We start from the raw sequence: 22,322 nt of genomic DNA on the forward strand, positions 1-22,322 counted from the left end.
TAAAATGCTTACAAAAAAAGTGAAACCTTTTCTTGGGAATTGCGTAAATATTTGAGAAGGGAAAAAGGGGGCGTAGAAATGATCAGCATCAAGCGCATTTATACAATAATCGGAGCTGTCTTATTAGTTATTGTTTTAGCTATTATCGCTTTTACAACCTGGTATACGGTAGATGAATCGGATCAGGCTGTTATTATTACTTTTGGTGAAGTAGAAGAAGGCATAAGTGAACCTGGACTTCATTTTAAAATGCCGTGGCCGATTCAAACTGTAGAAAAACTGTCAAAAGAAACATTCAGTCTTCAGTTTGGCTACACAGAAAAGGATGGAGATGTGAAGTCATTTCCAAAAGACACAAAAATGATCACGGGTGATGAAAATATTGTTTTGGCTGATATGGTTGTGCAATGGAAAATAACCAATCCTGAAAAATATTTATTTAACTCTGAGGATCCTCAGGAAATTTTATATGATGCTACATCTGCATCATTAAGAAGTATTATCGGAAGTTCCATTATTGATGATGCACTGACATCCGGAAAAGTTGAAATCGAGGAAGATGTACAAGAGCTTTTAATCTCCCTCGTTGAAAAATATGATATCGGTATTTCAGTCCTTGCTGTGAAACTGCAGGATGTTGATCTGCCGAATGATAAGGTTCGCAAAGCCTTTACAGATGTAACAAGTGCCCGTGAAACGATGAATACAAAAATAAATGAAGCAAAGAAATATTCAAATCAGCGTACTCAAGAGGCAGAGGGAGAAAAAAATGCATTAATCTCAAAAGCTGAAGGGGATAAAACCGCAAGAATTGAGAAAGCACGCGGTGAGGTGGCTACCTTCAATGCCATTCTGGGTGAGTATCAGAATGCAAAGGGAATCACTGAAAAACGATTAATCCTTGAAACGATTGATCAAGTACTGCCGGGAGCAAGCATTTATTTCATGAAAGATGACGGCAACACAATGAAGTATTTCCCGATCGGAGAAATGCAAAAACAAACAGAGGCTATGCCAAAAGCAGCAGATGAAAAAGGAAGTGATAAAAATGGCCAATGATAATCTAGTCAAAATGAAAGGTCACAGCAGAGATTTCAGCGGATACAGGAAGTATATCCGCACGGGGATCTGGTTCATTTTAGCGCTGATCCTTGCTGTAGTGCTGCTGACAAATCTATTTGTCGTTAAAGAAAATGAGTACAAAGTAATCCGCCAGTTTGGGGAAGTTGTTAAAATCATTGAAAAACCAGGTCTGCACATAAAAATACCATTTGTACAAACGGTATCTTCGATTCCAAAATACCAAATGACTTTTGATGTAGAAGAGGCGGAAATTAACACAAAAGATAAAAAGCGCATTTTGATAGATAACTATGCTGTGTGGAAAGTAGATGACCCCAAAAAATTGATTGCCAATGCAAGAACACTTGTCAATGCTGAAACAAAGATGGCTGAATTTACGTTCTCTACTGTTCGTTCTGAACTTGGGAAATTGAACTACGATGATATCATCAACGATGAAAAATCCTCCCGGGGAAGCATTAACGATAAAGTAACAGAGATTGTGAATTCACTTCTTGAAAAAGATGGATACGGCATCAGTGTAACGGACGTCAGGATTAAACGAACAGATCTTCCTGAAGATAATGAGGAATCGGTTTACACCAGAATGATCTCAGAACGTCAGTCTACAGCCCAGGAGTATTTATCTATGGGAGATGCCCAAAAAAATACGATCATTGCAGAGACAGACCGGAACGTAAAAGAAATGCTTGCTAAAGCGGCTGCAGACGCAGACGTCATTCGAAGTCAAGGTGAAAAGGAAGCAGGTAAGGTATACAACAGTTCTTATTCAAAAGATCCTGAATTCTATGAACTGTACCGCACTCTGGAATCCTACAAGAAAACAATCGACAATGAAACAGTCATCATTATGCCGTTTGACTCAGAGTATGCCAAAACACTGATGGGTGGGACGGAATAATCTTTAACACCTTTAAAGAAATAATAAGCCCTTGATTTTCTTTCTATCTGCCTGTCATGGTAGAATAGAGGAAGATAAATCATGGGTTTTTTTATATAAAAAAACATTTTTTATAGGTGCATTTTTTTAATACAGGAGGTTCATTTGAATGACAAAAAAACTCGTTCTCATTGACGGGAACAGCATTGCCTATCGCGCTTTTTTTGCATTGCCGCTGCTGAATAACGATAAGGGTGTACATACCAATGCTATATATGGATTTACAATGATACTTATGAAAATTCTTGAGGATGAAAAACCTTCACACCTTCTAGTTGCATTTGATGCCGGGAAAACCACTTTCAGACATGAAACGTATAAAGAATATAAGGGCGGCAGACAAAAGACACCGCCTGAGCTGTCGGAGCAGTTTCCGTTTATCCGCGAGCTGCTGGATGCCTACAGCATATCACGATATGAACTTCCAAATTTTGAAGCGGACGACATTATAGGAACTCTATCAAGACAAGCCGAGAAGGATGGATTTGAAGTAAAAGTCATCTCCGGCGATAAAGATTTAACGCAGCTTGTTTCAGAGCATGTCACTGTTGATATTACTAGAAAAGGAATTACTGACGTTGATTCTTATACACCGGAGTTTGTTCAGGAGAAATATGGACTTGTTCCGGCTCAGATTGTGGATATGAAAGGGTTAATGGGTGATAGCTCGGATAATATCCCCGGAGTTCCGGGAGTGGGAGAGAAGACGGCGATTAAGCTTCTTAAGGAGTACGAAACGCTTGAGCGGCTCCTTGAATCTCTTGATCAGGTGACCGGGAAAAAGTTAAAAGAGAAACTCGAAGAAAATAAGGACCAGGCCATTATGAGCAAGGAGCTTGCAACAATCAACTGTGATGCACCGGTAGAAATCACATTGGCTGATGTGCAGTACGGGGGCTACGATGTAAAGAATATAATTGGGATATACAAAGAGCTTGGATTCAATTCGCGGCTCGATAAACTTGGAGCGGAAGCAGACATTGAGGAACAGCCAATCGAGGATGTCCAATATGAAATTGCAGAAGAAATAACAGATGACCTCCTAACAGATGAAGCTGTTCTAATCGTGGAAGTATTGGAAGAGAATTATCATAACAGCGACATTATCGGTCTTGCGATTATAAATGAGAACGGAAACTTTTATGTTCCGACCGAACTTGCTTTAAAATCTGAAAAGTTTTCTAAATGGGCATCAGACGATACGAAGCGCAAAACCGTTTACGATGCAAAACAATCAATTGTGGCTCTTCACTGGCAGGGAATTGATCTGAATGCGGTTGAATTTGATGTTTTGCTTGCGGCATACATCCTCGATCCTTCACAAACGTTTAATGATGCTGCAAGTGTTGCCCGTCATAAAGGAATACATATCGTTCAGTCTAATGATACTGTATATGGAAAAGGGGCCAAGCGAAGGATTCCGGACACTGAAAGGCTAGCAGAGCATCTGGTTCGGAAAGGAAAAGCTCTTCAAACAGTCAGGGAAAAACTTCAGCTTGAACTGGAGGAGAATGAACAGCTTGAGCTTTATCAGGATCTTGAAATGCCGCTTTCGATCATTTTAGCTGATATGGAATCAACAGGTGTAACGGTGGATGTGAACCGTTTAAATGATATGGGCCAGCAGCTGACTGAACGGTTAAAAACTCTTGAAGAAAATATCCATCGTTTGGCAGGGGAAGCATTCAACATTAATTCTCCGAAGCAGCTCGGCGTGATTTTATTTGATAAGCTTCAGCTTCCAGCCGTAAAGAAGACAAAAACGGGATATTCTACATCTGCTGATGTTCTTGAAAAACTTGCAGACAAGCATGAGATTGTTCAGGAAATCCTCCATTACCGTCAGCTGGGGAAGCTGCAGTCCACTTATATTGAAGGGCTGCTGAAAGTTGTTCACCGCGACACAAATAAAGTCCATACAAGATATGTTCAGACATTAACGCAGACAGGGCGTTTAAGCTCGACAGATCCCAATCTGCAGAACATACCAATCCGGTTAGAAGAAGGGCGTAAAATCCGCCAGGCCTTTGTCCCTTCTGAACCAGACTGGGTGATGTTTGCTGCAGACTATTCTCAAATTGAGCTGAGAGTTCTTGCCCATATAGCAGGAGACATCAATTTAATTGAGGCCTTTCAAAATGATCTGGACATTCATACGAAAACGGCAATGGATGTGTTTCATGTTGAAGCGGAAGCCGTGACTTCAAATATGAGAAGACAGGCAAAAGCCGTAAACTTTGGTATTGTTTACGGCATAAGTGATTATGGTTTATCTCAAAGCTTAAATATCACCCGTAAAGAAGCGGGGGAATTTATTAAACGCTACCTGGAAAGCTTCGAAGGTGTCAAAGAGTATATGGATGAAATCGTTCAGGAAGCAAAGCAAAATGGCTATGTAAAAACACTGCTGCAGCGCCGTCGATACATTCCAGAGATTACAAGCAGAAATTTCAACGTGCGCAGTTTTGCCGAGAGAACGGCTATGAATACTCCGATACAGGGAAGCGCCGCTGATATCATTAAAAAAGCGATGATTGATATGGCTGCACAGCTGAAAGAAATGAACCTGAAAACACGATTATTGCTGCAGGTGCATGATGAATTGATCTTTGAAGCGCCTAAAGCTGAAATCGAAATTCTTGAAAAATTGGTTCCGCAAGTGATGGAGCATGCCGTTGAACTAAAGGTGCCGCTTAAAGTTGATTATTCATTCGGATCATCTTGGTATGACGCAAAATAAGGAAGTGATAGGATGCCTGAACTGCCAGAGGTTGAAACCGTAAGACGGACACTTATTGAACTTGTAAAAGGAAAAACAATCGCAGCCGTTTATATTCATTGGCCTAAAATCATTAAAAGACCGGAAGTGACCGAGCAATTTCAGGATGCCGTCGTTGGTCAGACAATCCATGATGTAGGGAGAAGGGGAAAGTTCCTGAAATTTTTCCTTGATGACTATGTGCTCGTTTCACATCTGAGAATGGAAGGAAGATACGGTCTATACAAGGATTCTGACCCGATTGATAAACATACACATGTTGTTTTTGCGATGACAGACGGTACAGAACTGAGATATAAAGATGTACGCAAGTTTGGAACAATGCATCTTTTCAAAAAGGGAGAGGAGGAACTCGATCTTCCCTTATCTCATTTAGGGCCTGAGCCTTTTTCTGACAATTTTACTGTGAGTTATCTAAGCGAAAAGCTTCAAAAAACAAATCGGAAAATAAAAGTTGTCCTGCTGGATCAAAAAGTGATGGTTGGACTTGGGAATATATATGTCGATGAGGCTTTATTCCGGGCGGGCATTCATCCTGAACGCCTTTCAAACGAATTATCAGATGAGGAAATCGTAAAGCTTCACAATGAGATTATTCTTACTTTAAGTGAGGCGGTTGAAAAAGGCGGCAGCACCATAAGATCCTACGTCAACACACAAGGGCAGATTGGTATGTTCCAGCTTGAACTGTTTGTTTACGGAAGAACAAATGAGCCGTGTAAAGTTTGCGGAAAAACGCTGATAAAAACAGCTGTAGGGGGCAGAGGAACACACTATTGCGAAAATTGCCAGCGATGAGGCTTTAACAACTCATAGGCCATTGTCATATACTACCGTAGCTTTTTGCGGAAGGGGCATGGTTTATGGTTGCAGCTGCATCACTCTTTTTATTAGCATTTGCAGTAAGTTTGGATAGTTTTTCAGTCGGGTTTACTTATGGATTAAGAAAAATGAGCATGCCATTTAAATCAATCGTTATTATTGCCTGCTGTTCGGCAGTGACTTTGCTTTTAGCGATGGGAGCAGGTCACCTGCTTACGTCATTTCTCCCCCATAGCCTGACTGGAAAACTTGGAGGCATGATCTTAATTGCCATTGGAGCGTGGGTTCTTTATCAGTTTTTTCAGCCGGTAAAAGAAATGACGCAGGAAGAATCGGAGAAAACACTGCTCAACTTAGAGATTAAATCGTTCGGAATCGTGATTAATATATTAAGCAGGCCTACTGCGGCGGATATTGATAAATCAGGAACCATTACAGGAGTAGAGGCCCTGCTGCTGGGTTTTGCGTTATCACTTGATGCATTTGGAGCAGGAATCGGAGCTGCCCTTTTAGGATATTCGCCTATTTTAACAAGCTTGCTGGTAGCTGTTATGAGCTCATTGTTTGTAGCGTTTGGGATAAAATCAGGCCATCTCTTTTCACGGTTTGCCTGGATGGATAAACTCACTTTTTTACCAGGTGTCCTGCTGATTATTTTAGGCATCTGGAAGCTGTAGGGGAAGGGGAATTCAAAGTGACATTGGCGATTGGATTAACAGGAGGCATAGCCAGCGGAAAAAGTACAGTCTCAAACATGTTCAAGGATGCAAATATCCCCGTAATAGATGCAGATGTAATCGCCAAACAAGTAGTGGAAGCAGGAGAACCTGCTTACCATTCAGTGGTAGAAACATTTGGGCGCAGCATCTTAAAAGATGATGGTGCAATTGACCGTGAAAAGTTAGGCAGCATCGTCTTTCAAAATGAAACAGAGCGAAAAAAATTAAACGGCATCGTACATCCCGCAGTCCGAAGGGAAATGCTGAAACAAAAAGAGGATGCCGAAAGAAGAAATGAGCCTGCGGTTGTGCTCGATATTCCTCTCTTATTCGAAAGCAATTTAGCACATATGGCAGACGTAACAGTTGTCGTATATGTAGATCCCCATGTGCAGCTTGAGCGTCTGATGAACCGGAATCAATTGACAAAACAGGAAGCCGAGTGGCGAATACAGTCACAGCTGCCTCTGAACGATAAGAAGGACAAAGCTGATGAAGTGATCGATAACAATGGCTCGCTTCAGTCTACGAAAAGACAATTTGAAGAGTTAATGAAAAAATGGAATCTAGCTTCTAATTGAAGCTTGATTCTTTTTTTTTTGAAAAAAAACGAAATTAATCATCCTATTAGGGGTTAAATGTGATATACTATTTATGAAATTAAGCATATATTAGTATATCACATAATCCGGAAGGGGTAATGGTATGAAAGCGAAGATTGCCATTAACGGTTTTGGTCGCATTGGGAGAATGGTATTTAGAAAAGCAATCTTTGAAGAGGATTTATCGATTGTAGCGATTAACGCCAGCTATCCGGCTGAGACGTTGGCGCACATGATAAAATATGATACAAATCACGGGAAATTCGAGGGTGAAGTTATTCCATTCGATGATTATTTACTTGTAAATGGACAAAAAATCCAGCTGTTAAATTTCAGAGATCCCAGGGATTTGCCATGGGGATTAATGGATATTGATATCGTCATTGAAGCAACGGGTAAGTTCAATGACGGTGAAAAAGCCATGTACCATGTACAGGCAGGGGCTAAAAAAGTAGTCCTGACGGCACCTGGCAAAAACGAAGATGTAACAATTGTGATGGGAGTAAATGAAGAGGCTTACAATAATGAACAGCACGTCATTATTTCAAATGCTTCCTGCACAACAAACTGTCTCGCGCCAGTTGTAAAAGTACTTGACGAGCAATTCGGAATCGAAAACGGATTAATGACGACAGTACATGCTTACACAAATGATCAAAAAAACATAGATAACCCTCATAAAGACCTTCGCAGAGCAAGAGCCTGCGGCCAGTCCATTATTCCAACAACAACAGGAGCAGCAAAGGCACTGTCACTCGTATTGCCGCATCTTCAGGGAAAACTGCATGGGATGGCGCTCAGAGTGCCAACACCTAATGTTTCGCTTGTAGATCTTGTGGTGGATGTGAAGAGGGATGTAACGGTTGAAGAAGTAAGTTCTGCATTTATGACTGCTGCAAGCGGACCTTTACAGGGAGTGCTGGACTTCACGACAGAACCGCTTGTTTCTGTAGATTTCAATACAAACTCCCACTCTGCAATCATTGATGGTTTATCAACAATTGTGATGGCGGGCCGTAAAATAAAAGTGCTGGCCTGGTATGACAATGAATGGGGATATTCTTGCAGAGTCGTTGACCTAGTTCAGTTTGTTGCTTCAAAAATGAAGCGGCTGTCTGCAGTTTAATAAGATGATAAGATGGAAACAGGCTGCGCTGGCAGCCTGTTTTTTTAATGTCTAAGGAACCTTTGCTTTGGGAATGTGAAGAGATGGATGATGTGAAGCAGCTCTATGCGTCCAGATAAGGTTATAAATCCGCATTAAGCTGTTAAAACAAACGTTCACAGTTTCATAAATTTAACCATCACAACAAAAAAAGAGCATATTAAGAAAAAATGGGCTTTCTCAAAAATCAGTTTTGGCGGGCTCTCTGGTTCATGTGAGAAACTGTGCTGTATTTTTTCAAAAAAAGTTTGTTGCAAAAAGAAACTAAAGGAAGTATACTATTTTTCGTGAACTTCTTACTAAGCACGGCCTTGTGGCTACTTAAAGGGTTAGGACCTCTTTGGACTAACTTTCCCCCGTGGTAGTTGAACAAACCATTTGCGAAGAATTCATGTAAACTAATTTTGCTAAAGGGGGATCCATTAAAAATGGAAACAATGGGACGACACGTTATCTCAGAATTATGGGGATGCGACTTTGATAAGCTGAACGATATGGAATACATTGAAAAAACGTTTGTAAATGCTGCTTTAAAATCAGGTGCCGAAGTACGCGAGGTTGCCTTTCATAAATTTGCTCCACAAGGTGTAAGCGGAGTTGTTATTATCTCTGAATCACATTTAACCATCCACAGCTTCCCTGAGCACGGATATGCAAGCATCGATGTTTACACATGCGGTGACTTAAATCCAAATATTGCTGCAGACTACATTGCAGAAGCTCTTGGAGCACAAACTCGCGAGAATATTGAAATTCCGCGCGGCATGGGTCCTGTACAAGTTAAACAAGCTCAAGTAAAAGCTCTTTAATGATGAATCATTTTAATGTAAAATAAAAGAGGTGCACCTGCACCTCTTTTTTCTTATGTTTCAGAAATGTTCTTTTATTATTAAACACCTGCACTTTTGTCTAAGAATTACAAGTTTACATATAGAAAACAATAAAAGGAGCTTTACTTCGACTATGAGCATGCTGCGAAAAATGAAGGTTTTTCTTTCTACAGGTCAAGAAACATCCGAAAATCATTATGACGACGCATTAAAAAGCCATTATTATAAAACAACTGCAAAAAAGGCAATTGAAGCTGTTGAAAATACATTCAGCAAACAGCCCGGTGCGACGGTTACATCTGTTTCAGAAGACCGGGGCGAAATCAGCATTGTGATTGACAAGCCGAAAAAAGCACTGATGATTATAACCATCGTTTCGGTGAGACCTTATGAAACAGCTATTGATTTTAATGTATCAGCAGACACTAAATTGGCAAGCGATTTCGGATTCAGCCGAAAGCTGATTATTGATGCCTATGAAAAGCTGAACAAAGCACTGCCGTTTATAGGAACCGGACTGAATCCAAAGTGATTCTTGCAGCATGTCATTTATTTTCATAAAAAAATAAAGAAACAACCCTGATGCTTTTGGATTGGAGCTGGTAGTATGAAATGTCCAACATGTCAGCATAATGGAACAAGAGTGCTTGACTCTCGGCCTGTTGATGAAGGGAAATCGATTCGAAGACGACGTGAATGCGAGGAATGCCAATATCGGTTCAACAACCTTTGAAAAAGTGGAAGAAATTCCGCTGATTGTTGTGAAAAAAGAAGGCGTTAGAGAAGAGTTCAGCAAGGACAAAATTCTGCGGGGCTTGATTAAGGCTTGCGAAAAACGCCCTGTGCCTCTTACGAACTTAGAGGAAATCGTTCAGGAGATTGAAAAGGAATTAAGAAATCAAGGAATCTCAGAAGTAAACAGTGAAGATATCGGCGAGATGGTAATGGACAGACTTGCACACGTTGATGAAGTTGCATACGTCCGGTTTGCTTCAGTTTACCGTCAATTTAAAGATATCAATGTTTTCATTCAAGAGTTATCAGAACTGATTAAAAAGGTGAAATAAAGAGCTCGTGAAGGAATCGCTTCAGGCTCTTTTTTCAACTTATGAAATAGAGGGAAAGTAATGGACAAGCATTGGAATCAGTTATTGCCTGTTGATCGGTATTTGGTCAAAATGAATGGTGTCCTGCAGGATTTTGACAGGAAAGTTTTGACGCTGCTTTATCAGCCGCTATTAGGTGCAAAATGCTATGGTCTTTATATGACGCTTTGGGCGGAGCTTGAACAGGACCGGATGTGGAGCGAAGAAACGACACATCATGGACTGATGTCCCTCATGCAAAGCAACCTGAGAGAAATCTATGAAGAGCGGATTAAACTTGAAGGCATCGGATTATTAAAAACATATCAAAAGGAACAAAGTGACACAAAGCTGTACATCTACGAATTAATGCCTCCCCTAAAGCCTGCTGATTTTTTTCAGGATGGGGTATTAAACATTTATTTATATAATCGCGTAGGGAAAAACAAATACAATCAGCTGAAAAAGTTTTTTGCAGACAGCAGTCTGTCTTCTGATCTTGTTCAGATTACCAGGCCGTTTAATGAGGTATTTAAATCTCTTCAGCCGAGTGAAATGATTTCCAGACTCACAGATGAGGTGCAGGAAGACCTTGAACCTGAAAAAGGATCAGAATTTTATCATTCTGGAGAAGCCGCATCGCCTCAGATGACAGATGAAGTGTTTGATTTTGATTTATTTTTTGCAGGTTTGTCTGAAGCTGTCATTCCCAGAAAATCCATAACAAAGAAAGTGAAAGAAACCATTAAAAAGCTTTCTTACTTGTATGGCATAGGTGCAATGGAAATGAAAAATGTCGTGATGAATGCAATTGACGCAAATGAAACAATCCAGATTGACAGTTTGAGAAAAGCTGCAAGAGACTGGTATCAGTTTGAACACGGCGAAAAATTGCCTGCACTTGCCGATAAAACCCAGCCGGTTTTACTAAGATCTGATACTTCCTCAAAAAAAGAACTGTCTCAGGAGGAAATGCTGATCAGACAGCTGGATTCAATATCGCCAAAGCAGTTTTTAATGGATCTGGCAGACGGAATTGAGCCGGCAGCTGCAGATTTACAGATCGTTGAAGAAGTGATGTTTAAGCAAAAGCTTCATCCTGGCGTCGTCAATGTTTTAATTTACTATGTTATGTTAAAAACAGATATGAAGCTATCGAAAACGTATGTGCAAAAAATTGCAAGTCACTGGGCGAGAAAACAAGTATCCACTGTGAAATCGGCTATGGAGCTCGCTAAGCAGGAGCATCGCCAATACCAGGAGTGGGCCGAAAAGAAAACCGTTTCTAAAACAGGCAGAAAGCTGATACGGAAAGAGAAGCTTCCACAGTGGCTTAAAGAAGACCTGGAAAAACCCGATACAAAAGAAGAAATCAACCAAACAGAAGTGGATCTTGAGCGGAAAAGGCTTGAAGAAAAAATAAAACAATACAGACAGCAGCAGTCTGATTAACAATTGGAGGTGAATCCAAGTGGAATCGATTAATAAAACGTTAAGCGGACTTGCGGGCCGTGAGGATTTTCAAAAACGGATGAGTGCGATGAAAGCACAAATTATGAAGAATCCCGATATTCAAAAATTTCTGAGTGAACATCGTACAGAAATTAATGATGAGATGATTAACAGAAGTCTAATCAAGCTGTATGAATATATCGGCCAAAGCAAGCGGTGTGCAGATTGCCCAAGCCTGTCAGAGTGTAAGAATTTAGTTGAGGGGTATCATCCCAAGCTTATTCTTCAGGGAAAAACGATTGATTTAAAATATGAGGTTTGTCCAATGAAGGAAGCGGAGGATGAACGGAAAAAACATCAGGCTTTAATTAAATCCATGTTTATTCCCCGTGATATACTTAATGCGAAACTTGAAGATATTGACCTTAAAGAAGACAGCAGAATAAGAGTTGTCAATATGGTACTTAGCTTCAGCGAAGAATATGAAGCAGGAAAACATGTAAAGGGAATGTATCTATACGGTTCGTTTGGAGTCGGCAAAACCTATATACTTGGAGCCATTGCGAACGAGCTCGCCAAGAAAAAAATCCCTTCCATGCTCGTCTATGTTCCCGAATTTATGAGAGAGCTGAAGAGCTCACTCCATGACAATTCACTTGAAGACAAGATTGATGTTGTTAAAAAAGTGAAAGTGCTTATGCTCGATGACATTGGCGCAGAAGCGATGTCCAGCTGGATTCGGGATGATATATTAGGCTCTATTCTTCAATATCGCATGCTTGAAAATCTTCCGACATTTTTCACATCAAACTTCAGCATGAAAGATCTGCAGAGTCACTTAAGTGTTACACAGCGCGGGGAAGAAGAACCTGTCAAATCAGCGCGGATCATGGAGAGAATTAAATATCTTGCCGATCCTTATGAGTTAAAAGGACGAAATTGGCGGGAGAGATAAATAAGCAGTACAAGACACAGTTCTACAGGGACTGTGTTTTTTTATTTATTTTTAAGAAAGTAAAAATGTTGCGATTTTGTTGGCAAGCGGATTGCACAGATCCTCGGGTCAGAACGGAATGGCGCCTGCGCCTTTCTAATTCCTTTAAAAAACGATTCTATTTAACGGTTCTCCGCCATATACATGAAATCAGGTATTGGCTAAAAAGGGGGGACAACCATGATCGAAATATTTTTCAATTCTCCGCATGAAGCAGAAACAGTCCACAATATGCTTGATCATGAGCGTGATAAATGGAAAGCCGAGATTGTTAGAATAAAGGAACATGGAATCCAGATTGTAAGCAATGATCCAGGTGAGATGATTAACGTCCTTCTGATTCCGGTGATCGTCCGCTACATCCTGAAGTACAAAGAATCTCACCTGATGCTGTCCATCATCAAAGACAAATTCTATTTTCAAGAGCCGGAGGAACAGCAGCAAATTATACATATTGCCGAGGCGATTATTGAAGGAGAACGCAGCGAGATTCCGAAAGTTGATCAGCTTCCGCTAAGGGAAACTCCCATCTATGAAGCTCTAGCCGATTTCATCAAGCCTAATCTGTCTTTTGCTCTTCCATCCTTTATAAAATTCCGTCTTCACCAGTATGTGGAGCGTTTAAATAAATATATTGAGATTGCGATCGAAGAGTACAAGCTCGAGCAGGAATATCAGACATTTATTCAAAGTTTAAGAGATTATGCCATGAACAGGGAAACGAAAGTAAACGTGCTTCACATCGTGCATGAAAAAGAGCTGACAGTTTACAATGAACATTTTGCTGAACTGAGCCAGGATGAGCTGATGAAGTATATTGACAGGTCTTTTATTCATCAGCATCCTATGTACATTGATGCCTCGCTTTTGGCACCGCTGGTGTCAATCGCTCCAAACCAAATTCATTTATATACCGATTCACCAGACTTTGGCATGGTACGGACGATACAGAATATCTTTTTGGAGCGGGTAAACATTTATCCCAGAAAAATGGCCGGTATTTAAGAAAAGCGGAAACGCCTGTTTAGCTCAGGCATGACAAATAAGAATCAGGCAGAAAAGTCCGGGTTTGACTTTTTTGACACCAATCCGAAATTTTATACTATCTTATAAAAAAAGCTGAATAATCTTGATTTCCCCTGGAAATGATTCTATAATACGTAGTAAATACATGATAAGTTATGATGAGGACATGAGAGTGTTATCACGGCGCAAAGAGAGGGAAGTCACGGCTGAGAGCTTCCTGGCATGAATAACTCGCTTACCACCTCTAAACTTCAGCTTTGAAAGGCATGCTGCCAAGTAATAGCTGACGGGTATTCCCGTTACAGATTTTTTTGAGCCATTCACTGTACTTTGTGGATGGAAACAAGGGTGGAACCACGGCGAATAATCACTCGTCCCTTATTATAGGGACGAGTTTTTTATTTTTTAAAAAATTATATTTAAGGAGTGACAAGGATGTCAGACGCTGTAAAAATTTCATTTCCGGACGGAGCTGTAAAGGAATATCAGGCAGGCACAACTACTGAAGATATTGCGGCATCCATCAGCCCGGGGCTTAGAAAAAAATCATTGGCAGGTAAATTCAATGGTGAATTAATTGATTTGAAAACACCAATCGATCAGGATGGCAGCATTGAAATTGTCACATTGGACAGTTCTGATGCATTAGAGATTATCCGTCACAGTTCTGCACACGTACTCGCGCAGGCTATAAAAAGAATTTACAAAGATGTGAAGCTTGGAATTGGACCGGTTATCGAGAATGGATTCTATTATGACATTGATATGGACCAATCGATTTCTGTTGAAGATCTTCCGGCAATAGAAAAAGAAATGAAAAAAATCATCAATGAAAACATTGAGGTTGTCCGCAAGGAAGTAACGCGGGAAGAAGCAAAAGCCATCTATGAAGAAATTGGCGATAACCTGAAACTAGAACTGCTTGATGCTATCCCTGAAGGCGAAAAGGTGACAATCTACGAGCAGGGTGAATTTTTCGATCTTTGCCGCGGAATTCATGTTCCTTCAACTGGAAAATTAAAAGAGTTTAAACTTTTAAGTGTAGCGGGTGCGTACTGGCGCGGAGACAGCAACAATAAAATGCTGCAGCGCATTTATGGCACAGCTTTTATTAAAAAAGCCGACTTAGATGAGCATCTTCGTTTATTAGAAGAAGCGAAAGAGCGCGATCACCGCAAGCTGGGAAAAGAACTGAGCTTATTCACTACATCTCAAAAAGTAGGTCAGGGTCTCCCGATCTGGCTTCCAAAAGGTGCGACAATCCGGCGCATCGTTGAGCGCTACATTGTGGATAAAGAAGAGCGCCTGGGCTATCAGCACGTTTACACTCCTGTTCTGGGAAGTGTGGAGCTGTACAAAACATCAGGTCACTGGGATCATTACCAGGATGACATGTTCCCTGCAATGTCTATGGATAATGAGGATTTAGTTCTTCGTCCAATGAACTGTCCGCATCACATGATGGTTTACAAGCATGATATTCACAGTTACCGCGAGCTTCCGATCCGTGTAGCCGAGCTGGGTACAATGCACCGCTATGAAATGTCAGGTGCACTCAGCGGGCTTCAGCGCGTACGTGCGATGACACTTAATGATGCACATATCTTTGTCCGTCCGGATCAAATTAAAGACGAGTTTATCCGAGTTGTGAGGTTGATAGAAGAAGTATATAAAGATTTTGGAATCAATGATTATTCATTCCGTCTTTCTTACCGCGATCCAGAGGATAAGGAAAAATACTTTGATGATGATGCGATGTGGGAAAAAGCTCAAAGCATGCTGAAGTCAGCAATGGATGAGCTTCAGCTTGATTATTTTGAAGCAGACGGCGAAGCAGCTTTTTATGGTCCAAAGCTTGATGTGCAAGTCCGCACAGCGCTTGGAAAAGATGAAACGCTTTCTACTGTTCAGCTTGACTTCTTATTGCCGGAGCGTTTTGATTTAAATTATGTCGGCGAGGACGGCAAACAGCACCGCCCAGTTGTTATTCACCGCGGGGTAGTATCAACAATGGAGCGCTTTGTTGCATTCTTGATTGAAGAATACAAAGGGGCTTTCCCGACTTGGCTCGCTCCGACACAAGTGCAGGTAATTCCGGTTTCACCTTCTGTGCACCTTGATTATGCAAAAAAAGTTCAAGAACTGCTGCAGGCTGAAGGAATCCGCGTAGAGCTTGACGCACGCGATGAAAAGATCGGCTATAAAATCCGCGAGGCGCAAATTCAGAAAACACCTTATATGCTTGTTGTCGGTGACAATGAAGCGGCTGAATCTGCCGTTAATGTCCGCAAATACGGAGAACAAAAATCAGAGACAATTGCTCTTAAAGAATTTATCGAAGGAATCGTAAAAGAAGTGAAGAGATAAAATCTTCTCGAAAAAAAGTATTGCACATCCAGTAAATGTTTGATACAATTCATTTTGTTGCAATAAAACCAGCATGACTTGACAGCGGAAATTTTTTCGTGATATAATTTGCAGGGTAATTGAATAGAAGTTTGTCTTGCAAGCAGAAGCACCCGCTTCTCACCTGATCGACGCATCATTGCAGTCTACAGGTTTACGACTATATATACTTAGTATACTAAATCGTAGTGTGGGTGTTTTGTGCGCCCACACTTTTTTGTTTTTCAAGAAAGTGTAGCACAAACAATTCATCTGTTCAGTTAAAAATCCTTGGAGGTGGCTAATTATTAGCAAAGACATGATGGTAAACGATGGAATTCGCGCTCGTGAGGTTCGTCTAATTGGTGCAAATGGCGACCAGCTTGGAATTAAATCTCGCCAAGAGGCGCTTGAGATTGCTGCCAGATCGAATCTTGATTTAGTTTTAGTTGCTGCAAACGCGAAACCACCTGTATGTCGTATTATGGACTATGGCAAATTCCGTTTTGAGCAGCAAAAGAAAGATAAAGAAGCACGTAAAAATCAAAAGATCATCAGTATTAAAGAGGTTCGCTTCAGCCCGACAATTGATGAGCATGATTTTAACACAAAACTTAAGAATGCACGCAAGTTCCTAGAAAAAGGAGACAAAGTGAAAGCTTCTATCCGTTTTAAAGGCCGTGCAATCACTCATAAAGAAATTGGTCAACGTGTTTTAGACCGTTTTTCTAAAGCTTGTGAAGATTTAAGTACAATTGAGTCTCATCCGAAAATGGATGGACGCAGCATGTTCTTGGTTCTAGCACCTAAAGTAGAAAAGTAAAGATACGAGGAGGAATACCTTATGCCAAAAATGAAAACTCATCGCGGCGCTGCAAAGCGTTTCAAAAAGACTGGATCAGGTAAATTAAAACGTTCACACGCTTACACTAGCCATTTATTTGCTAACAAATCTACAAAAGCAAAACGCAAACTTCGCAAAGGCACTTTAGTAAGCAAAGGCGACTTCAAACGCATCCGTCATTTATTAGATAATATTAAATAATTCGTTTTCACATAGGAGGGAATTGACATGCCAAGAGTAAAAGGCGGTACTGTCTCACGTCAAAGACGTAAAAAAGTTCTTAAATTAGCTAAAGGTTATTACGGTTCAAAACATACATTATACAAAGTTGCTAACCAGCAAGTAATGAAATCATTAATGTATGCTTACCGCGATCGCCGTCAGAAAAAACGCGATTTCCGTCAGCTTTGGATTACTCGTATCAACGCAGCTGCTCGCTTGAATGGTCTTTCTTACAGCCGTTTAATGCATGGCTTAAAGCTTGCTGGCATCGAAGTAAACCGCAAAATGCTTTCTGAGCTTGCTGTAACTGATGCTCAAGCATTTGCTCAATTAGCAGACGCTGCTAAAGCAAAATTAAACAGCTAATCGCTGCAGAAAGGTCATTCTCACCGTTTGAGAATGGCCTTTTTTCTCATTATTTTAAAGTAGATAAGAAAGTTTGGAGCATTGATGGCAAGCGGAAGCAAGCCCAGCTCCTCGGACAGAACAAATCCGTCAAAATAGTCAAAACCGGACTTTGCTGCTGATCTGTCATGCCAGAGCTAAACAGGCACTTGCACTTTTCTTAAAGAAAGGATGATGATGATGGCGCTTTTGATCAGTTATTACATATTGCTGAATATTTACGGCTTTTATTTAATGGGAGCAGATAAAAATAAAGCTAAAAAGGGACAATGGAGAATTAAAGAAAGCAATCTTTGGTTTATTGGCTTTATTGGGGGAGCGATCGGGCTGACAATTGGAATGAACACTTTCAGGCACAAAACGAAGCATCAATCTTTTGTTGTCGGTCTGCCTGCTTTAATGATTATTCATCTCGTCCTGTTCGGCTATTTTTTATATAAGATGTCATAATACTCCATTGAATAAGATACAATTTAGTACACACGATTCTCACAAAAAGTCATCTTATGAACTGCATGAAAGAGGTGAGGACAATCGATCTTGCAACTTCTGCAGTCGTTTCAACGGTTCAGTCAACAGGCTTTCTAGCCCCGCTTTTTTTTATCTTTATGCACATTTTAAGACAGTTTTTGTTCATTCCTGTAGTTGTCATCTGCATCATTGGCGGAATTTTATTCGGCACTCAATTTGGGACCTTTTATTCCATTATTGGCCTGACTGTCGCAAGCATAAGTTTTTATACCCTATCAAAACAATTTCCTTCTTTTTTGGAGCGTTTTTCAGGGTTAAAGAAAAAATGGCTTGGAAACTATACGAGACTTTCTGTAGGGCAAATTATTGTTCTCAGAATGATCCCATTCGTTAACTTTTCCATTTTATCGTTTTGTATCCTTGATCGGTCGACTTCATTTAAAGACTACGCAAAGCTTTCTTTTTGGACTCATATACCTGCAGCTTTTTGTTTTACATCTTTCGGGGCATACTTTGGGAAATTCTCTCTTGTTACAACAATTGTATTAATTGGAACGCTGATTTTATTTGTCTATTTGCTGAGAGAAAAAAGAGTCATTATTAAATGGCATGATTTTTTTGCAAAAACCATGCAAAAGCCGTGACCTCTGTCACGGCTTTTGGCTTTTTAACAAGAATTCTTTCACGGGACTTTTCCAATCAAGAGAAGCATGAGGATATCGTTCCCTCACTTTTTCTTCTACAAATTCAAAATCAGAGAGGGAGAGCCCTTGAAGTTTACTTAGGCTTTCGGTCCAAATAAAGATGGATACAACCTCAAACGCCTGATCTGTTGTTCCAAGGTATTTCTCGCCTTCGAACAAAACACCCTTGTAAGTTAACAAGAAGTTTTTGCGCACATTGTCACGTTCATCAAGCAGAAAAAACTGCTTTTTTTCCTGTGCAAGCTCAAGCTTCCGCTTGGGATTCAGCACATATTTTGCAAGAGAATATAGGACAAAGACAATAAGAACAAGCAAAAGTAATCGTAACAGGATTACTATCATGGCAGTGCCTCCCAAACGTATTTTGTTACAATACGATTGAAGCATTCATAAGGTTTCAGTTTTTTTATGTATGATTAAATTTTTTTGAAGTAAACAAGTGTAAGTGGTAAACTTGGCGAAGTATAGGAGTGATGAACAATGAATTTATTGAAATTGATTGAGATGCAGAAGGACCTTGATTTGAAAATTGAAAAACAGCACGGCCTGGAAGAGGAACCGCTGCTTGAAAAGAAAATTTTAGCTTTGCTAGTTGAAGTTGGCGAACTTGCCAATGAAACAAGGTGCTTTAAATTTTGGAGTTTAAAACCTCCAGCTGAAACAAGCGTCATTCTTGAGGAGTATGTGGATGGCATACATTTCATTTTATCGCTTGGAATTGAGATTGGCATGACAGAGGGTTATGAATTTGAACTGCTCGATGAAGAAATTTCTTTAACAGCACATTTTGTTCATGTATATGAAAAGATAGCGCAGTTTGAAAAAAGCCATTCTGAAGCACACTATCTTGAAATGTTTCAGCAGTATCTTTTGCTTGGAAAAGTTCTTGGATTTTCGGCTGAAGATATTGAGGCTGCTTATGTTAAAAAGAATGAAGTAAACCATGATCGTCAAAAACAGGGCTATTAAGATTTTGAATTACTTTCCAGCGTTTAGTATAATAGGAAATAGTAAAAGAGGGGGGTAAATGAATGGCGAAATTAGATGAAACACTGCAGATGCTGAAAGATTTAACAGATGCAAAAGGCATTCCCGGCAATGAAAGAGAGCCGAGAGAAGTCATGAGGAAATACATAACGGCATATGCCGATGAGGTTACGACAGACGGTCTTGGGAGCTTAATCGCCAAAAAAACAGGCAAAGAAGGCGGCCCGAAAATTATGGTTGCCGGCCACTTAGATGAAGTAGGCTTTATGGTCACGCAAATTGATGATAAAGGATTTCTTCGTTTTCAGACGGTTGGCGGATGGTGGTCACAGGTTATGCTTGCACAGCGTGTGACGATCACTACAAAAAAAGGGGATGTTACAGGTGTTATCGGTTCTAAACCGCCGCACATCCTTCCTCCTGAAGTGAGAAAAAAAACGGTCGACATTAAAGATATGTTTATTGATATAGGGGCATCAAGCCGTGAAGAAGCAATGGAGTTCGGTGTCTTGCCTGGAGATCAAATCGTCCCGTATTTTGAATTTACGGTTATGAACAATGAAAAGATGCTGCTTGCAAAAGCGTGGGATAACCGCATCGGCTGTGCAATTGCAATTGATGTCCTAAAAGGGCTGAAAGATGCTGAACATCCAAATGTTGTATATGGTGTGGGTACGATTCAAGAGGAAGTAGGGCTTCGCGGAGCACGTACGTCAGCACATGCCATACAGCCTGATATTGGATTTGGCGTTGATGTTGGAATCGCTGGTGATACACCAGGAATTTCAGAGAAAGAAGCATCAAGTAAAATGGGTGAAGGCCCGCAAATTATTCTTTATGACGCATCAATGGTGTCTCATAAAGGATTGCGTGATTTTGTTGTAGGTGTTGCCGATGAACTCAGCATCCCATATCAATTTGACGCGATTGCAGGCGGAGGAACAGATTCAGGCGCAATCCATATGACAGCGAATGGCGTTCCGGCTCTTTCCATTACGATTGCTACTAGATATATCCACTCTCATGCTGCCATGCTGCATCGGGATGATTATGAAAATGCAGTGAAATTAATTACTGAGGTTATTAAACGTTTAGACGAAGAAACCGTTAAAACGATTACCTTTGATTAAATAACATAAAAATGCTGGGCAGTCTGCCCAGCATTTATTTCTTCTTTAAACCTTCTTCAAGAATCGTCAGCATTTCATTTTTCTCATCCTCGCTTGAATTCTGCCAGATCACTTCGAACAGAACGCCTAAGCCAGGAAGCATTTTTTCTTCGCCGTTTTGAATCGCATCTACAATCGTATCCTCAAGCTGACCTTGATCATTGCCTGATACATTTGAGATAATGGCATTTCTTAGATTTAAATCCAACATAATCACTCCACATCATATAATATTTACCTATCTATATCCTGTGTTAGTTTGTGTTTTTTATGTATGTTTTATAAGATATAATAAAGAAAAGTGAAATCGCCCGTTTAGCTCAGGCATGACAAATAAAGCTCCGCCATAAAAGCCCGGATATGACTTTTATGGCGAAGCCGTTTGGCGATTCAGCTGGACAAAAGATATAAGCAGAATATTAAAAGTTCCATTAATTATATAGAAGAAAAGCAGCTATAAAGGAGCAGTACTCGTGAAACGAATTGAATCTATACAAAATCAAAAAGTAAAGCAGTGGCGTAAATTACATACCAAAAAAGAACGTGACACAACGAATACATTTTTAATTGAAGGCTTGCATTTAGTAGAAGAAGCCTTAAAAGATAAATCAGTGATTAAAGAATTGATCATTTCAGAAGAAGCATCCATTCCATCTCATTGGAATGCGGATGATCTGCCGATTATATATGTCACGAAAGAAATCATGAAAGCTATCTCTGAAACAGAATCGCCTCAGGGTGCAGCTGCAGTCTGTGTTCAATCAGAAAAGCACGAAATCAGTGCCTGGAAAAAGGTCGTGCTGATAGATGCCATTCAGGATCCGGGGAATCTTGGAACAATCATCAGGACTGCAGATGCAGCAGGGATGGATGGAGTCATTCTTGGAGACGGAACTGTGGATGCATACAATTCAAAGGTTGTCCGTTCCAGTCAGGGATCAATCTTTCATATTCCAATTGTAAAAAGAAAATTGAATGAGGCAATCTCAGAGCTTAAACTGCAAAATGTCTCTATATACGGAACCTCGCTTCAAAATGGTGTTGATTACCGCAAAACCGAAGCAGCAGCTTCATTTGGTCTTCTTATTGGCAATGAGGGAAGCGGAGTAAATAAAGAATATCTACAGCTCACTGATCAAAATCTGTACATTCCGATTCTAGGAAAAGCAGAATCCTTAAATGCAGGAATTGCAGCGGGCATTCTTATGTATCATTGTATAGGAAGTAAATAAAAAAATAGTAAAATTTCCCCAACTCCTAATTTACGGCGGCTTCGGCTAATAAATTAGGAGTTTTGCTAAATAGAAATGAAAACGGCTGAATGCACAAGAAAACAGCTAGAACAAAAAAGTGAACGGCTAAAATAATTCCAAAATCCGCTAAATTAAACGGAATTTCCGCTAGAAAATATGAAGTTTTGGCTAATAAAACTCCAAATTCGGCTAAATGTTCATCCCAATCTGAGCTGGATTGTCAGTCCTCGGCCAGAACAAATCGGCCATAAAAGTCAAACCCGGACTTTTCTGACGGATTCTTATCTGTCTGTCGGGTCTGATCAGTCGATTCCGCTTTTCGGTATTGCATGAACATATTCTTTTCATTATAATAAGATACAGTTACATACTCTAACAGCGATGA

At 40.3% G+C, this 22,322-nt stretch carries 23 protein-coding genes, 1 pseudogene and 2 other annotated features (1 of these 26 only partly in view); of the genes and pseudogenes, 22 read left to right on the plus strand and 2 right to left on the minus strand.

The genetic code is table 11. The features are described from left to right. Nucleotides 1-78 precede the first annotated feature (78 nt). The 19 genes and pseudogenes from hflK (at nt 79) to QFZ72_RS08375 (ending at nt 18,468) form a co-directional block, all read left to right on the plus strand. The gene (gene hflK / locus QFZ72_RS08285; protein WP_307431776.1) at nt 79-1,059 is read left to right on the plus strand and encodes an FtsH protease activity modulator HflK; all 981 of its coding nucleotides are present in this window, start codon (nt 79-81) and stop codon (nt 1,057-1,059) included. After that, nucleotides 1,049-1,984, plus strand: a complete 936-nt coding sequence (hflC, locus tag QFZ72_RS08290; RefSeq protein ID WP_307431779.1) for a protease modulator HflC — start codon at nt 1,049-1,051, stop codon at nt 1,982-1,984. The genes hflK and hflC overlap by 11 nt, the downstream gene beginning before the upstream one ends. A 148-nt stretch (nt 1,985-2,132) precedes the next feature. Next, complete coding sequence (gene polA / locus QFZ72_RS08295; RefSeq protein ID WP_307431781.1) at nt 2,133-4,763, plus strand: DNA polymerase I; 2,631 nt, start codon at nt 2,133-2,135, stop codon at nt 4,761-4,763. A gap of 12 nt (nt 4,764-4,775) precedes the next feature. Continuing rightward, nucleotides 4,776-5,600, plus strand: a complete 825-nt coding sequence (mutM, locus tag QFZ72_RS08300; RefSeq protein WP_307431783.1) for a DNA-formamidopyrimidine glycosylase — start codon at nt 4,776-4,778, stop codon at nt 5,598-5,600. A gap of 65 nt (nt 5,601-5,665) precedes the next feature. Beyond that, the gene (gene ytaF, locus QFZ72_RS08305; protein WP_307431785.1) at nt 5,666-6,301 is read left to right on the plus strand and encodes a sporulation membrane protein YtaF; all 636 of its coding nucleotides are present in this window, start codon (nt 5,666-5,668) and stop codon (nt 6,299-6,301) included. 17 nt (nt 6,302-6,318) lie between these two features. Beyond that, nucleotides 6,319-6,924: a dephospho-CoA kinase gene (gene coaE, locus QFZ72_RS08310; protein ID WP_307431787.1), complete on the plus strand. Its 606-nt coding sequence runs from the start codon at nt 6,319-6,321 to the stop codon at nt 6,922-6,924. A 124-nt stretch (nt 6,925-7,048) separates the two neighbouring features. Beyond that, nucleotides 7,049-8,071, plus strand: coding sequence for a glyceraldehyde-3-phosphate dehydrogenase (locus QFZ72_RS08315; RefSeq protein ID WP_307431790.1), 1,023 nt, complete (start codon nt 7,049-7,051; stop codon nt 8,069-8,071). Nucleotides 8,072-8,538: 467 nt separating this feature from the next. Beyond that, the gene (gene speD, locus QFZ72_RS08320; RefSeq protein ID WP_070877709.1) at nt 8,539-8,919 is read left to right on the plus strand and encodes an adenosylmethionine decarboxylase; all 381 of its coding nucleotides are present in this window, start codon (nt 8,539-8,541) and stop codon (nt 8,917-8,919) included. A 154-nt stretch (nt 8,920-9,073) separates the two neighbouring features. Beyond that, nucleotides 9,074-9,472: a cytosolic protein gene (locus QFZ72_RS08325; RefSeq protein WP_307431792.1), complete on the plus strand. Its 399-nt coding sequence runs from the start codon at nt 9,074-9,076 to the stop codon at nt 9,470-9,472. A 75-nt stretch (nt 9,473-9,547) separates the two neighbouring features. After that, a pseudogene (gene nrdR / locus QFZ72_RS08330) lies at nt 9,548-10,007 on the plus strand (transcriptional regulator NrdR). Nucleotides 10,008-10,067: 60 nt separating this feature from the next. Continuing rightward, nucleotides 10,068-11,477, plus strand: a complete 1,410-nt coding sequence (locus QFZ72_RS08335; RefSeq protein WP_307431795.1) for a replication initiation and membrane attachment family protein — start codon at nt 10,068-10,070, stop codon at nt 11,475-11,477. A gap of 19 nt (nt 11,478-11,496) precedes the next feature. Next, nucleotides 11,497-12,432: a primosomal protein DnaI gene (gene dnaI / locus QFZ72_RS08340; RefSeq protein WP_307431797.1), complete on the plus strand. Its 936-nt coding sequence runs from the start codon at nt 11,497-11,499 to the stop codon at nt 12,430-12,432. A gap of 219 nt (nt 12,433-12,651) precedes the next feature. Next, complete coding sequence (gene ytxC, locus QFZ72_RS08345) at nt 12,652-13,476, plus strand: putative sporulation protein YtxC (RefSeq protein ID WP_307431799.1); 825 nt, start codon at nt 12,652-12,654, stop codon at nt 13,474-13,476. A 456-nt stretch (nt 13,477-13,932) separates the two neighbouring features. Further along, a complete protein-coding gene (gene thrS / locus QFZ72_RS08350) occupies nt 13,933-15,864 on the plus strand; it encodes a threonine--tRNA ligase (protein WP_307431800.1) in 1,932 nt (643 codons plus the stop codon). 134 nt (nt 15,865-15,998) lie between these two features. Continuing rightward, nucleotides 15,999-16,128 (plus strand) — a sequence feature (ribosomal protein L20 leader region). Between the two features lie 58 nt (nt 16,129-16,186). Further along, nucleotides 16,187-16,705 (plus strand): translation initiation factor IF-3, encoded by a 519-nt coding sequence (gene infC, locus QFZ72_RS08355; protein WP_180850219.1) that lies wholly within the window; start codon nt 16,187-16,189, stop codon nt 16,703-16,705. A 21-nt stretch (nt 16,706-16,726) separates the two neighbouring features. Next, the gene (gene rpmI / locus QFZ72_RS08360) at nt 16,727-16,927 is read left to right on the plus strand and encodes a 50S ribosomal protein L35 (protein WP_029279195.1); all 201 of its coding nucleotides are present in this window, start codon (nt 16,727-16,729) and stop codon (nt 16,925-16,927) included. Between the two features lie 27 nt (nt 16,928-16,954). Then, nucleotides 16,955-17,314 (plus strand): 50S ribosomal protein L20, encoded by a 360-nt coding sequence (gene rplT / locus QFZ72_RS08365; protein ID WP_307431802.1) that lies wholly within the window; start codon nt 16,955-16,957, stop codon nt 17,312-17,314. A 219-nt stretch (nt 17,315-17,533) separates the two neighbouring features. After that, nucleotides 17,534-17,803, plus strand: a complete 270-nt coding sequence (locus tag QFZ72_RS08370; RefSeq protein WP_307431806.1) for a DUF1294 domain-containing protein — start codon at nt 17,534-17,536, stop codon at nt 17,801-17,803. A gap of 56 nt (nt 17,804-17,859) precedes the next feature. Next, nucleotides 17,860-18,468: a TVP38/TMEM64 family protein gene (locus QFZ72_RS08375; protein WP_307431808.1), complete on the plus strand. Its 609-nt coding sequence runs from the start codon at nt 17,860-17,862 to the stop codon at nt 18,466-18,468. Between the two features lie 6 nt (nt 18,469-18,474). On the opposite strand, the gene QFZ72_RS08380 is transcribed toward QFZ72_RS08375, so the two are convergent. After that, nucleotides 18,475-18,870 (minus strand): sigma-w pathway protein ysdB, encoded by a 396-nt coding sequence (locus QFZ72_RS08380; protein ID WP_307431810.1) that lies wholly within the window; start codon nt 18,868-18,870, stop codon nt 18,475-18,477. 138 nt (nt 18,871-19,008) lie between these two features. Between QFZ72_RS08380 and QFZ72_RS08385 the strand changes: the two genes are divergently transcribed. Continuing rightward, a complete protein-coding gene (locus tag QFZ72_RS08385) occupies nt 19,009-19,497 on the plus strand; it encodes a dUTP diphosphatase (protein ID WP_307431812.1) in 489 nt (162 codons plus the stop codon). 62 nt (nt 19,498-19,559) lie between these two features. Further along, on the plus strand, nt 19,560-20,645 hold the full coding sequence (locus QFZ72_RS08390; RefSeq protein WP_307431813.1) for a M42 family metallopeptidase: 1,086 nt from the start codon (nt 19,560-19,562) through the stop codon (nt 20,643-20,645). Nucleotides 20,646-20,679: 34 nt separating this feature from the next. Here the strand turns inward: QFZ72_RS08390 and sspI are convergent, their stop codons facing one another. Next, nucleotides 20,680-20,892, minus strand: coding sequence for a small acid-soluble spore protein SspI (gene sspI, locus QFZ72_RS08395; RefSeq protein WP_029279208.1), 213 nt, complete (start codon nt 20,890-20,892; stop codon nt 20,680-20,682). Between the two features lie 265 nt (nt 20,893-21,157). Here sspI and QFZ72_RS08400 point away from each other — a divergent pair, with 265 nt between their 5' ends. Beyond that, complete coding sequence (locus QFZ72_RS08400) at nt 21,158-21,916, plus strand: TrmH family RNA methyltransferase (protein WP_307431816.1); 759 nt, start codon at nt 21,158-21,160, stop codon at nt 21,914-21,916. A gap of 393 nt (nt 21,917-22,309) precedes the next feature. Then, nucleotides 22,310-22,322: a binding site (T-box leader), on the plus strand; it runs 230 nt beyond the window's last position.

Source organism: Bacillus sp. V2I10, from assembly GCF_030817055.1.
Classification (GTDB): Bacteria; Bacillota; Bacilli; order Bacillales; family Bacillaceae; genus Bacillus_P.